General features: G+C 73.1%; 11 protein-coding genes. 3 read left to right on the top strand and 8 right to left on the bottom strand.

The window, feature by feature from the left end:
- Window positions 1–177 precede the first annotated feature (177 nt).
- The 3 genes from WA788_RS24895 to WA788_RS24885 form a co-directional block, all read right to left on the bottom strand.
- Complete coding sequence (locus tag WA788_RS24895; protein WP_335980915.1) at window positions 178–612, bottom strand: SH3 domain-containing protein; 435 nt, start codon at window positions 610–612, stop codon at window positions 178–180.
- 178 nt (window positions 613–790) lie between these two features.
- Window positions 791–2,110, bottom strand: a complete 1,320-nt coding sequence (locus WA788_RS24890; RefSeq protein WP_335980914.1) for a glycoside hydrolase family 3 N-terminal domain-containing protein — start codon at window positions 2,108–2,110, stop codon at window positions 791–793.
- A 232-nt stretch (window positions 2,111–2,342) separates the two neighbouring features.
- Window positions 2,343–3,083, bottom strand: coding sequence for a YoaK family protein (locus WA788_RS24885; protein ID WP_335980912.1), 741 nt, complete (start codon window positions 3,081–3,083; stop codon window positions 2,343–2,345).
- Window positions 3,084–3,226: 143 nt separating this feature from the next.
- Between WA788_RS24885 and WA788_RS24880 the strand changes: the two genes are divergently transcribed.
- Window positions 3,227–4,711, top strand: a complete 1,485-nt coding sequence (locus WA788_RS24880) for an MFS transporter (protein WP_335980911.1) — start codon at window positions 3,227–3,229, stop codon at window positions 4,709–4,711.
- A gap of 48 nt (window positions 4,712–4,759) precedes the next feature.
- On the opposite strand, the gene WA788_RS24875 is transcribed toward WA788_RS24880, so the two are convergent.
- From WA788_RS24875 to WA788_RS24865, 3 genes are all read right to left on the bottom strand, one after another.
- The gene (locus tag WA788_RS24875; RefSeq protein WP_435127965.1) at window positions 4,760–5,695 is read right to left on the bottom strand and encodes an RNA polymerase sigma factor SigF; all 936 of its coding nucleotides are present in this window, start codon (window positions 5,693–5,695) and stop codon (window positions 4,760–4,762) included.
- Between the two features lie 93 nt (window positions 5,696–5,788).
- On the bottom strand, window positions 5,789–6,754 hold the full coding sequence (locus tag WA788_RS24870; protein ID WP_335980908.1) for an acetylxylan esterase: 966 nt from the start codon (window positions 6,752–6,754) through the stop codon (window positions 5,789–5,791).
- Between the two features lie 220 nt (window positions 6,755–6,974).
- A complete protein-coding gene (locus WA788_RS24865) occupies window positions 6,975–7,532 on the bottom strand; it encodes a GNAT family N-acetyltransferase (RefSeq protein WP_335980937.1) in 558 nt (185 codons plus the stop codon).
- A gap of 423 nt (window positions 7,533–7,955) precedes the next feature.
- On the opposite strand from WA788_RS24865, the gene glgA reads away from it, so the two are divergent.
- Together glgA and glgC are read left to right on the top strand one after the other, a co-directional pair.
- A complete protein-coding gene (gene glgA, locus WA788_RS24860) occupies window positions 7,956–9,128 on the top strand; it encodes a glycogen synthase (protein WP_335980906.1) in 1,173 nt (390 codons plus the stop codon).
- Window positions 9,129–9,220: 92 nt separating this feature from the next.
- A complete protein-coding gene (glgC, locus tag WA788_RS24855; protein ID WP_335980905.1) occupies window positions 9,221–10,441 on the top strand; it encodes a glucose-1-phosphate adenylyltransferase in 1,221 nt (406 codons plus the stop codon).
- Between the two features lie 44 nt (window positions 10,442–10,485).
- On the opposite strand, the gene WA788_RS24850 is transcribed toward glgC, so the two are convergent.
- Together WA788_RS24850 and WA788_RS24845 are read right to left on the bottom strand one after the other, a co-directional pair.
- Window positions 10,486–11,733 (bottom strand): MAB_1171c family putative transporter, encoded by a 1,248-nt coding sequence (locus WA788_RS24850; protein ID WP_335980904.1) that lies wholly within the window; start codon window positions 11,731–11,733, stop codon window positions 10,486–10,488.
- Window positions 11,726–12,280, bottom strand: a complete 555-nt coding sequence (locus WA788_RS24845; RefSeq protein WP_335980903.1) for a ParH-like protein — start codon at window positions 12,278–12,280, stop codon at window positions 11,726–11,728. Before WA788_RS24845 ends, WA788_RS24850 begins: the two co-directional genes overlap by 8 nt.
- Window positions 12,281–12,308: the final 28 nt, after the last annotated feature.

Below are 12,308 nucleotides of genomic sequence, written 5' to 3'. Positions count from 1 at the left end.
GCCCTCCCACCTGCACAAAGGCCAGGAACCCACAATTCGCCCGCAGTTCACCCGCGCGTCATGCTTAGGGTGCCCTCACCAAACCTTGCGGCGGCGGTGCCGGCGCTCGTGCCATGGCTCGTGCCGGACCTCGCGCCGGTCCGCCGCAACTCGGCCCGGGGTGGGCCGGTGGTGGTGTCACTTGCAGTACGGCACCGCGGACAGGTTCTGCACGTAGCGCGCGGCCACGTAGCCGGGGCGGCCGTTGCCGAGCAGGTACCAGAGCTTGTTGCCGTCGACGTTCTGGCCCACGACCTTGCAGTGCAGCCAGATCACGGTGCCGGGCTGGAGGGTGCCCAGCGAGCGGGAGTTCGACGTGGCCTTCTCGCGGATCGTCAGGGGCAGGCGCGACACGACCCGGCCCTGCGGCTCGGCGGTGGCCTGCGTCTGCTGCCCGGCCGACGCCGGAGCGGCGGCGCTCGTGGCGGTCGTGGCGCCGGCGGCGCTGTCCGCGGGTACGGCGGGCCGGGGCGCCGCGGCGTACGCGGACGGCGCGGCGAGCAGGCCGGAACCGGCGATCAGCAGACCGGCGATGCCGGTCGTGACGCGGTGCCGGGCATGCGCTGAGTACATTGCGGCCTTCTTTCTCACAGTGCGGCGTTCCCTTGTGCTCCTCCTTGATCGCATGCCGGAGCGCCGAACCGGTCCAGGGAAACGGGTGGACCACCCGGATGGACCGCAGAAGGCCCCGGTCGGCGGACACCGGGGCCCTGCTGGTGCTGCTGCGGTCGTGGTAGGAGACTGCCGCCGGTCAGCCGCAGGTCAGTACGCCCGCGTTCTGCTTGGCGGTGAGCACCCGGCGCACGCTGGCCGCCACGTCGGAGCGGAAGGCGGAGTTCGACGACATCCGGCTGAGCACCGCCGACGTCATCGGGGAGATGTCGCTGGTCCGCACGGTGAGGACGATGTCGCCGCCGGCCGTGATGAAGTCCACCGCGCGCTGGGCCGGGGTGCGGTTGGCGACCGCGGCGGCGTTGCCGAGGTCGTCGGAGATGACCGCTCCCTTGAAGCCGAGCTTGCCGCGCAGCAGGGTGCGGATCACCGCGGAGGAGAAGGCCGCCGGGTTGTGGGAGTCGATCCGGGTGTAGATCGCCGAGGAGACCATCACGAACGGCGTGCCCGCCTGGATACCGGCCTTGAACGGCTGGAGGTAGGGGTCGGTGGCGGTGGTCACCGAGTCGGTGACGTTCGCGGTGAAGTCGGTGTTGCCGCTGGCCCGGCCCAGCCCCGGGAAGTGCTTGATGGCCGGCACCACGCCGCCCTGCTTCATGCCGCGCAGGAACGCGGTGCTGTGGGAGGCGACGGTGGAGGGGGTGGTGCCGTACTCCCGGTCGAGCTTGCCGATCGGCGCGTTCACCGTCACCTGGTTCGCCGGGACGGTGTCGGCGACCGGCGCGAGGTTCATGTCGACCCCGGCGGCGGCCAGTTGGCGCGCCCAGGTGGCGGCGCTGCTCTGGAGGGTGGAGGTGGACCAGGTGCCCTGGGTGACCGCGCTCGGGATCGTGCTGAAGCCCGAGCCGTTGAGCACCTGGACCTGGCCGCCCTCCTGGTCGGTGGAGACGAACATGCCCAGGGACACGCCCTTGACCGGGGAGGCCAGCGAGCGGACCTTGGCGGTGACCGCCTTCACCGCGGTGGTGCCCGCGGTGGTGTGGCCCTGGAGGAAGACCGAGCCGGTCTTGCCGGTGGTGATCGCCTGCATCTGGGCGGCGGTCACGCCGGTGCTGGTGACGGCGGTCATGAAGAGCTGGCCGACCCGCTGGGAGTTCGTCATCGCGTCGTACGCCCGGTCCACGCAGGAGGCCGCGGTGGCGGTGGGCTGCGCCGAGGTGCTGGGCGGCGCGCTGGTGGTCCCCGTCGGGCTCGCGGTGGTGCTGGTCGAGGTCGCGGGGGAGGCGCCGGCCCGCGAGGACGTGGCCGTGGTGCCGGTGGGCGTGGACGAGGAGGACGAGTTGCCGTTCCCGCACCCGGCGACGGCCACGAGCAGGCCGGCCGCGAGGGCGCCGTGCCGGAGCAGGCGCGCGGAGTACGACGGTCGGGCGGCGGGGGAATGCTGCGGGTGCTTGCGCACTGCGGAACCTCACCTCATGGGGGCCGGTCTGCGGAACAGGGGGACAACAGGACGGCGGACGGGGGACAGGGGGCTGTCCTGCCATGATCTCCCAGCGGCGGCACATGTTCCTCACAGGTCCCCTGGTGAGCGGCCACCCGGGTGAAACCGGCCCGCGCCCCCCGCGCCCCCCGAGCCCCCGCGCCCCCGCCGCCGGGGGCCGTACCGCAGCCATCCGCCGGGCACCCCGCCGTCAGCCGGCCTCCGGGGCCGCCCACGGCAGCGTCGAGTGGCGGTGCGGGACGAGCCCGGCCGCCACCACGGCCAGCAGGGCCGCCACGATCGGCAGCGGCGCGGTCGGATGACCGTGCACGATCAGCGCCGCCCCGGCGAGCGCCCCGGCGAACATCGCCAGCGCCGACAGCAGCCGCCGCCCGGCCCTGCTGTCCCCGCCTCCGGCCAGCCGTGAGTCCGCGGCGACCCCGGTGAGCGTCATGGTCAGCACCGTGGTGGTCAGATCGGGCACCGCCAGCCGGCGGACCACCGCGTTCTGCGAGCCCATCGCCAGCCCGAGCAGCACCACGAGCACCGCGCGCGATGCGCCGTCCGCAGGCAGCGACACCGTCTCCGACAAGCCCAACGACACCAGTACCAGAGCCAGTTGGGCAACGGTGGCGCCGAGCAGCAGTCGCGCGCGGTGCGCGGCGGCCAGCCCGTACAGCCGCCCGCCGGCCACCGCGCCCGCGACGAAGGCGAGCAGCGCCAGGACGGAGGCGAGCAGGGAGAAGCCCTTGGCGCCGGCCAGCGAGAAGGCGATGAAGACGACGTTTCCGGTCATGTTGGCGACGAAGACCCGGCCCAGGGCGAGGTAGCTGAAGGCGTCGACCAGACCGGTCACCACGGTCAGGACGAGCAGCAGCGGCGGCAGCGGACCGTGCGGGCCGGTGAGCGGAGGCGCGACGATCGACCGGATCTGGTGGAGCGTGGTGCGCACGGCGAGGTCCCTCCCGGGCGGCGGCGTTGTCCCAGCATGGTGCCCTGCCGCGCGGGTGTGCGGCGGCGCCGACCCGCCGGGGGTGGCGTGCACGCGTGTCGGGCGGCCCGGTGTGAGACTGGCCGCCGAGGAGGTGATCCGCCATGGCGACGTCCGCCGCGGACCGGTCCCGCAGCGAGGGCGGCCGCACCGTCACCACCGACGTGCCGGCCCGGCTGGACCGGCTGCCCTGGTCGGGCTGGCACTGGATGATCGTGGTGGGCCTGGGCACCGTGTGGATTCTGGACGGCCTGGAAGTCACCATCGTCGGCAACATCGCCGGGCGGCTGTCGGAACCGGGCTCCGGTCTTGCCATCTCCTCCTCCGACATCACCGGCCTCGCCGCCGCCCTCTACGTGACCGGGGCGTGCGTCGGCGCGCTCTTCTTCGGCTGGCTCACCGACCGCTACGGCCGCCGGAAGCTGTTCATGGTGACCCTCGCGGTGTATCTGGGCGCCACCGCGATGACCGCGCTGTCCTTCGCGCCGTGGTGGTTCTTCACCTTCCGCTTCCTGACCGGCTTCGGCATCGGCGGGGAGTACGCGGCGATCAACTCCGCGATCGACGAGCTGATCCCGTCGAAGTACCGCGGCCGGGTGGACCTGAGCATCAACGGCAGCTACTGGCTCGGCGCGATCGGCGGCTCGCTGCTGTCCATCGCGGCGCTGAACACGAGCCTGTTCGCCAAGGACGTCGGCTGGCGGCTGACCTTCGCGCTGGGCGTGGTGCTCGGCCTGGTCATCCTGCTGGTGCGCCGGCACGTGCCGGAGAGCCCGCGCTGGCAGTTCATCCACGGCTACGGCGACGAGGCCGAGCACCTCGTCGCCGACGTCGAGCAGCGGGTCGAGACGGAGAAGGGCACCCGGCTGCCGCGCGCCGGCCGCGAGATCACCATCCACCAGCGCAGGAGCATCGGCTTCGGGCTGATCGCCAAAACCGTCTTCGCGAAGTACCCCAGACGCGCGGTGCTGGGCCTGTCCCTCTTCATCGGGCAGGCCTTCCTCTACAACGCCATCACCTTCGGCTTCGGCACGATCCTGATCACCTTCTACGGCGTCGACTCCGGGCACACCGGCTACTACTTCGCGGTGATCGCGGCCGGCAACCTGTGCGGGGCGGTGCTGCTCAGCCCGCTCTTCGACCTGGTCGGGCGGCGGATCATGATCAGCGGCACCTACCTGCTGTCCGGTGTGCTGCTCTTCCTCACCGCCTGGCTCTTCCACCGCGGGACGCTGGACGCCACCACGCTCACCGCGTGCTGGTGCGTGGTGCTCTTCTTCGCCTCGGCCGGCGCGAGCAGCGCCTACCTGACGGTGTCGGAGATCTTCCCGATGGAGACCCGCGCGATGGCCATCGCGTTCTTCTACGCGGTCGGCACGGCGGCCGGCGGCATCACCGGACCGCTGGTCTTCGCCGACCTGACCTCCTCGGGGAAGGTCGCGGACACCGTGCTGGCGTTCTGCATCGGCGCGGGCCTGATGTGCGCGGGCGGCCTGGTCGCGGCGGTCTTCGCGGTCGACGCGGAGCAGAAGTCGCTGGAGGACATCGCCAGGCCCCTGACCGCGGCCGAAGCGGCCGAACCGGCCTGAGCGGCCGCGGTCACCCCTGCCGCACCCGTCCGTGCCGGGCGCGGGCCGTCACTGGGCGAGCAGGCCGGCCCGGAGCTTGCGGACGATACGGCTGAGCAGCCGGGAGACGTGCATCTGGGAGTACCCCAGCTCCTCTCCGATCTGCGACTGGGTCATCTCGTCGACGAAGCGCATCCGCAGCAGCTCGCGGTCGCGGTCGGACAGTTCGGCGATCAGCGGGGCCAGGCTGCCCAGGTCCTCGACCAGTTCGATCGACGGGTCGCAGTCGCCGATGGAGTCGGCCAGGGTGCGGCCGTCGCTCTCGGGGCCGGCGTCGCTATCGGACCACGGCACGTCCAGGGAGCCGGCGGTGTAGCCGTTCGCGGCGACCAGGCCCTCCAGCACGTCCTCCTCGGACATCTCCAGGTGGGCGGCCAGCTCCGCCACCGTCGGGTCGCGGTCCAGCAGCAGCGCCAGCTGCTCCTTGGCCTTGCCCAGCTCCACCCGCAGCTCCTGGAGCCGCCGCGGCACGTGGACCGCCCACGAGGTGTCGCGGAAGAACCGCTTCATCTCGCCGACGATGTACGGGATCGCGAAGGTGGTGAACTCCGTCTCCCGGGACAGGTCGAACCGGTCGATCGCCTTGATCAGCCCGATCGTGCCGACCTGGACGATCTCCTCGCGGTCGGTCGACGGGCGGTTGCGGTAGCGCCCGGCGGCGAAGTGCACGAGCGCGAGGTTCATCTCGATCAGAGTGTTGCGGGCGTAACTGTGGGCGTGGGTGCCCTCCTCCAGCTCCTGGAGCCGGTCGAAGAAGAGCTTCGACAGCACCCGGGCGTCCTTCGGGGCGACGGCTGTGGCGTCCTCGATCCAGGGGAGCCCGCCGGTCGCCTCCTGGGCCTGGTCGGCCGGACCCGGGTAGGTCGCGGTTCCGCTCGTGCCGGCCGGCTGCTGCGCGTTCACGGTCACGGTCACCTCATCGCCTCGAACTGGTAAAACGGTCATCCGCCTTCTGCCCGGACCTCGCGAACGTATTCCTCCCTTTTTCAAAAGCGGTTCGCCGCGCACCCGGTCAACGCGGCGCACCGCCCGCGCCGTTCAGACGTACTTCGGCAGCCACTCCAGCCGCAGCGCCTCGTGGTGGGCGCCGCCGCCCTCGTGGCTGTTGAAGTCGTAGACCTCGATGGTCCGGTCCTGGTGGCCGTAGCCGTTGAACGCGGCGAACACCGTGGAGGGCGGGCAGGTGAGGTCCTGGAGCGCGGTGGAGAACAGCGCGGGGGCGCTGCCGCGGGCCGCGAAGTGCACGTTGTCGAAGTAGGCGAGGGTGCCGAACACCCGCTCCCGCTCCGGGCGGTGGTTGGCCAGGTAGACCGCGACCTCGCGGTACGGGGCCGCGTCGGTGATCCGGACCGCCCGCGGCAGGTCGCACAGGAACGGCACGTCCGGCGCCACCGCGACGAGGTCCGGCACCAGGCCGCCCACCGCGATGCTCAGCCCGCCGCCCTGGCTGACCCCGGTCAGTACCGTGCGGGCGGCGTCGGCCAGCGGGTGGCTGCGGGCCGCCTCGACCGCGCGCACACCGTCGGTGATCACCCGGCGGTAGTAGAAGGTGTCGCGGTCGGCTATGCCGCGGGTCAGGAAGCCGGGCGTCGCGGACGCCGAACCCACCGGGTCGGGGGTGTCGCCGGTCGACCAGGAACCGCCCTGGCCGCGGGTGTCCATCAGGAAGTGCGCGTATCCCGCGGAGGCCCATGTCAGGTTCTGGTGCGGCAGCCCGCGCCCGCCGCCGTAGCCGACGAACTCCACCACCAGCGGCAGCGGTCCGGTGGACCCGGCCGGTACCGAGAACCAGCCCTTGATCCGGTGCCCGCCGAAGCCGGAGAACTCCACGTCGAAGATCTCCACCGTGCGTATCGCCGTCGCGACCGGCTCGAACCGGGCGTCCAGGTCATGGCTGCGGGCCTGCGCGAGGGTGTCCGCCCAGAAGCGGTCGAAGTCCGGCGGCTCGATCGAGGCGCTGCGGTACGTCCTGAGCTCTTCCAGCGGCATGTCGAACTGGGCCATCGGTTGCGTCCCCTCCGCGGCTGATCACCAAAGGTCCCGCACACCGTACTGGCCCGGTCCGCCGCGACGCGCCCCGGGCCGCACCTCCGGCAGGCGGGGGCGCGGCCCGGGGCGGCCGGGCTCACTTCTCGGGAGCGCGCTCAGCGGCGGGCCGGCCTTGACCGGGGTCGGTGGTGCAGCCGCCCTTGCGGCAGTTGACATCGGGGCAGGACATCGCGGATCACCTCTTTTCTGCCAGGTCGTCGGGCACACAGTCCAGGAGCAGCTTGTCCACCCGCCGGCCCTGCCACAGCGCGGCGCTGCGCAGCCGGCCGGCGGTACGGAAACCGGCCTTCAGATAGGCGTTGACCGCGGCGGTGTGCGGGGCCAGCACCTCCAGCCACACCGCGCTCAGCGATGCGATGGAGAACGCCCAGTCCAAGGTGAGAGCGGTGGCTTCGGACGCATAGCCCCGGCCGCGGTGCTCCGGGGCGATCACCAGGGTGAGTTCGGCGGTGTTGACCGCCTGGTCGACGCAGAGGGACGTGGTGCCCACCGGCACCGCGTCCTCGGTGGTGACCACTTCGAAGAGCTGGTAGTGCTCCGAGGTGTGACTGCTCAGGAAACGGGCCTGGAACACCTCCCAGGACACCGGCCAGCGGGCACCGAAACCGACGACCGTCTGCGGGTCGGTCTCCCACCGGTGGTAGTCCTGCATCATCTCTTCCCTCGCCAGTGCCAGTGCCAACCGCTCTCCGGCGCGCAGCGGCAGAGGTGCGGGGGAGTGGGGGGTGGTCATCACGTGTCGTCTCTCCCATACGTGTGCCCGGGACCGGGGGATCGCAGCCGTCAATAAAGCGTCATTCCGTACGGCGTCCCGCGGGGCGGGATCGGCGGTATTGCCGCGGGCGCAACGGGGTTGTGCTTGCCCCGGGCCGGGTCCCACCCGGCCCACGAGTGCACCGACGCCCCATGCGCGAGGAGAAGCCCGCGCCGGCGACTGCGGGCGGTCATGGGTGGCAAACGGGTGGCAACCGGTGGCAACGGGTGGCAAGGCGCCGAGCATGGCCGAATCCGGGTCAACCGCACCACACCGCGGCGCGTCCGCGCACCGGCGCACCCCCGGCCTGCGGCGCCGCCGGCGAACCCGGGCCGCCGCGGTGATAAGTCACCCGCAAGCGGGGAAAGCAAGGAGAACGGTCGCCGACGGCAGGAGGTCCGCGTGAAGGTCGCACTGCTGACCCGGGAGTACCCCCCGGACGTCTACGGCGGCGCGGGCGTGCACGTCGAGTTCCTCGCCCGCGAACTGCGCCGCCTGGTCGACCTCGACGTGCACTGCTGGGGCGAGGGCGACAGCCCGGGCGTCGCCCGCCACCGCGCCCCCGACAGCCTCGACGGCGCCAACGACGCGCTGCGCACCTTCGCCGTCGACCTCCAGATGTCCGCCGCGCTCCAGGGCCGCGACCTGGTGCACTCCCACACCTGGTACGCCAACCTCGCCGGCCACCTCGGCAAGCTCCTGCACGGCATCCCGCACGTGCTCACCGCGCACTCGCTGGAACCCCTGCGCCCCTGGAAGGCCGAGCAACTCGGCGGCGGCTACGCCCTGTCCAGCTGGGCCGAGCGCACCGCGATGGAGTCCGCCGACGCGGTGATCGCGGTCTCCGACGGCATGCGCGGCGACATCCTGTCCTGCTACCCGGCGCTCGACCCCGCCCGGGTGCACGTGGTGCGCAACGGCATTGACACCGCCACCTACCGGGCCGACCCGCGCACCGACGCCCTCGCCCGGCTCGGCGTCGACCCGGCCCGCCCGTACGTGCTGTTCGTCGGCCGCATCACCCGGCAGAAGGGCGTGCCGCACCTGCTGCGCGCCGCCCGCTCGATCGACCCGGCCGCACAGCTCGTACTGTGCGCGGGCGCGCCCGACACCCCCGCGCTGGACCGGGAGTTCAGGTCGCTCTTCGACGAACTCAGCTCGGTGCGCGACGGGGTGCACTGGATTCCGTCGATGCTGCCGCGCCCGGCGGTGGTGCAACTCCTCAGCCATGCCGCGGTGTTCGTCTGCCCGTCGGTCTACGAGCCGCTGGGCATCGTCAACCTGGAGGCGATGGCGTGCGGCACACCGGTGGTCGCCTCCGCGGTCGGCGGCATCCCCGAGGTCGTCGCGCACGGCACGACCGGGCTGCTGGTGCCCTACCGGGAGGGCCACGCCGCCCAGTTCGAGGCGGGGCTCGCCCGGGCGCTGGACCGGGTGCTCGCCGACCCGGCGGCCGCGGCGCGGATGGGCGAGGCGGGACGGCGGCGCGCGGTCGGCGAGTTCGGCTGGGACACCGTCGCGCGCCGCACCGCGCAGCTGTACGAGGAGGTGGCGAAGGCGGGCGCGGCGCCGTAGCGGGCGGGCGCGGGCGGGGCACGGAACGGGCACGTCACGACGACGGACGACGGCGTACAGGCAGCGTACAGACGACGGACAAGGGGGCGCCGATGCGCGGAGGTGGACCTTCGGTCCTTGGCATAGTGCTGGCCGGCGGCGCGGGCAAGCGGCTGATGCCGCTCACCGCCGACCGGGCGAAACCGGCCGTGACCTTCGGCGGGAACTACCGCCTGGTCGACTTCGTGCTGTCGAACCTGGTCAACGGCGGCATCCTGCGGATCTGCGTACTGACGCAGTACAAGTCGCACAGCCTGGACCGCCATGTCTCGACGACCTGGCGGATGTCCAGCATGCTCGGCAACTACGTGACGCCGGTGCCCGCCCAGCAGCGGCTGGGCCCGCGCTGGTACCTCGGCAGCGCCGACGCGATCCTCCAGTCGCTCAACCTCATCCACGACGAACAGCCGGACTACGTCGCGGTGTTCGGCGCCGACCACGTCTACCGGATGGACCCGCGGCAGATGCTGGCGCAGCACGCCGAGCACGGCGCGGGCGTCACCGTGGCGGGCATCAAGGTGCCCCGGGCCGACGCGGGCGGCTTCGGTGTGATCACCCCGGGCGCCGACGGCGTGACGGTGGAGCGGTTCCTGGAGAAGCCGGCCGACCCGCCGGTGCTGCCCGACGACCCCGGGCGGGTCTTCGCCTCGATGGGCAACTACGTCTTCACCACCAAAGTGCTGCTGGAGGCGCTGCAGGCGGACGCGGAGGACCCGCAGTCCGTGCACGACATGGGCGGCAGCATCCTGCCGCGGCTGACCGCGCAGGGCGCCGCCCACGTCTACGACTTCGACGCCAACCACGTCCCCGGCGAGACCGCCCGCGACCACGGCTACTGGCGGGACGTGGGCACCCTCGACACGTACTACGACGCGCACATGGACCTCGTCTCCGACCGGCCCGCGTTCAGCCTCTACAACCGCGACTGGCCGATCCACACCAACCCCGGCTCGCTGCCGCCGGCGAAGATCGCCGCCGGCGGCATCGTGGGGGAGTCAGTGGTCAGCCCCGGCTGCGTGGTGCGCGGCCAGGTCACCCGCTCGGTCCTGTCACCCGGTGTCGTGGTGGAGCCGGGCGCGGTCGTGCAGGGCTCGGTGCTGCACCACAACGTGCGGGTCGGGCGCGGCGCGATCGTCCGCGGGGCGGTGCTGGACAAGAACGTGGACGTGCCGCCCGGCGCCACGATCGGCGTCAACCCGGCGCGGGACCGCGAGCTGTACGCCGTCTCGGACGCGGGGGTGATCGTGCTGGGCAAGGGCAGCCCCGTCGGCTGAACCGGGCCGCGGCCGAGCCGCGGGCGGCGGTCCCCGGTCCCCGGTCACGTCCGCGGGTCGGGAGCTGCCGCGGTGCCGCCGGGGCCGGCCGCGGCCCGCCGGACACGTCGGCGCACGTCGGCGACGGCCGGGGAACCGGTGAACGCCGCCGTCACCTCCAGCAGCCACGCCGTCTCGGCCGCCACCGTCGCCGCCACGGCCGCCGGCGGCTGCGGCGCGGCCCCGGCCGTCCGGGCGCCCTGGGCACTGTGCCGCCGCCCGGCCCGCTTGTTCTCCAGGGCGGCGGCGATCGTGGCCGCTTCCAGCACCGCCTGCCGCGGGCGGCCGTCCTCCGCCGCGCCCGCCGTCCACCGGTCGACGTCGGCGTCGAAGTACGGCCGCAGCGCCAGGTGCCCGTCGCGGATCTCGATCACCCGCCGGTACAGCGCGAACTCCGCCCGGCGCAGACCCGGCCGGCGCTCGGCCGCCGACGGGTCGAGGGCGATCTGCGGCAGCTCGCGGTGCAGCGCCGACCACAGCGGCTCCAGCGCCCGGTAGCGGCGGTAGGCGCGCAGCCACCGCACCGGGGCGCCGAGCGGGCCGCCCCACAAGGTCGCCGTCGCCCCGCCGGTCGCCAGCAGCGCGGTGATCGCGCCCAGTAAGGAGGACACCATGTCCTCGCCCACGCCCTGGTGGCCCGCGCGCAGATCGCCGAGGACGTCGTCCAGCGCCCAGGCCGTCCAGGCGGCGCCGAACGCGGCGGCGAGCATCATCAGCCGCAGCCCCGTCCGCAGCAGCCCCGGCGCGGTCCGGGCCGCGTGGCCGGCGAGTTCGCGGGCCAGCACGAGCAGGCACCAGGCGCCGTAGACCGCGAAGAGCGCGCTGAAGGCGGCCAGCGCCCACCGGTGGCCGTCCGGGACGGACAACTCGTCACCCCGGGTGTGCGGTTGGGCGGCCAGGAACAGCAGCAGCGACGCGGCCAGCGCCGCACCCGCCAGCCGCGCCTGGCGCCGCAGCGCCGTCCGGCCGGCCGCCGGGGACTTGAGGGCGTAGGCGACCAGTGCGAGGAAGGCCAGGCCCGACAGCTTCAGGCTGTGGCTGACGAACATCACCGCCGTGTCGAGCACCGGGTCGGCCGCCAACCCGCCTGTCACCGTAGGGGAGTTGAGCAGCAGCGCGGGGCCCATGCACAGCGCGAAACCGGAGACGTAGCGCTGTGCGGGGTCCGCGCGGGAGCCGCGGGTGATCGTCAGCCGGTGGACGCCGAAGACCAGGAAGAACGCGGCGCCGAGGAAGGAGAGCAGGTCAGTCATCGAGGCGGCCCGGCGCCGGGTCCTCTGGAGTGCCGAACAGCCGGTCCAGCCGGGCCCGCCCCGGGTGCGGCGGCTGCGGCCGGGCGTCGCGGGCGTCCTGGGCGGTGCGCGCCAGGATCATGGAGGCCACCAACTCCGCCTCCTGCTCCTGCGGTTCGGTGTACACGCTGCGGCCGAGCACCCGCTGGACCAGCGACGGCGCCAGGTGCGGCATGAGCACCTCGGCGGCCGCCGACGCGGCGGGCGCGGTCTCGTGGTGGCCGCAGATCAGATGGGCCGCCTCGTGCAGCAGGATGTGCTGCTGGTGCAGCGCGCTGGTGTCGGCCGCGTACAGGATGCAGTCGGCCCGGTCGGTGGTGACCAGTAGGCCGCACGGGGTGTGCAGCGCCGCGGAGATCGGCACCAGCTCGATCGGACGGCCGCGGGTGCCGGCGAGCATCCCGATGAAGACCGCCGCGTCGAACGGGTCGGGCAGGTCGAGCCCGTCCACCGTGCGCCGGCAGCGCTTCCACATCTCCCGGCCGCCGCCGCGTCCTGCCCGCCTCACCCGCTGTCCCTCCCTCCACCGGCCGGAG

It is taken from the genome of Streptomyces sp. CA2R106 (assembly GCF_037034245.1).
Classification (GTDB): domain Bacteria; phylum Actinomycetota; class Actinomycetes; order Streptomycetales; family Streptomycetaceae; genus Actinacidiphila.
This window is presented reverse-complemented; position numbering and strand designations above follow the sequence as displayed.

What these genes read in the sequence shown, in the direction of transcription:
- WA788_RS24895 (WP_335980915.1), bottom strand. Translation starts at nt 612, where the DNA reads ATGTACTCAGCGCATGCCCGGCACCGCGTCACGACCGGCATCGCCGGT.
- glgC (WP_335980905.1), top strand. Translation starts at nt 9,221, where the DNA reads ATGCGCGGAGGTGGACCTTCGGTCCTTGGCATAGTGCTGGCCGGCGGC.
- WA788_RS24850 (WP_335980904.1), bottom strand. Translation starts at nt 11,733, where the DNA reads ATGACTGACCTGCTCTCCTTCCTCGGCGCCGCGTTCTTCCTGGTCTTC.
- WA788_RS24880 (WP_335980911.1), top strand. Translation starts at nt 3,227, where the DNA reads ATGGCGACGTCCGCCGCGGACCGGTCCCGCAGCGAGGGCGGCCGCACC.
- WA788_RS24875 (WP_435127965.1), bottom strand. Translation starts at nt 5,695, where the DNA reads ATGACCGTTTTACCAGTTCGAGGCGATGAGGTGACCGTGACCGTGAAC.
- WA788_RS24865 (WP_335980937.1), bottom strand. Translation starts at nt 7,532, where the DNA reads ATGACCACCCCCCACTCCCCCGCACCTCTGCCGCTGCGCGCCGGAGAG.
- WA788_RS24870 (WP_335980908.1), bottom strand. Translation starts at nt 6,754, where the DNA reads ATGGCCCAGTTCGACATGCCGCTGGAAGAGCTCAGGACGTACCGCAGC.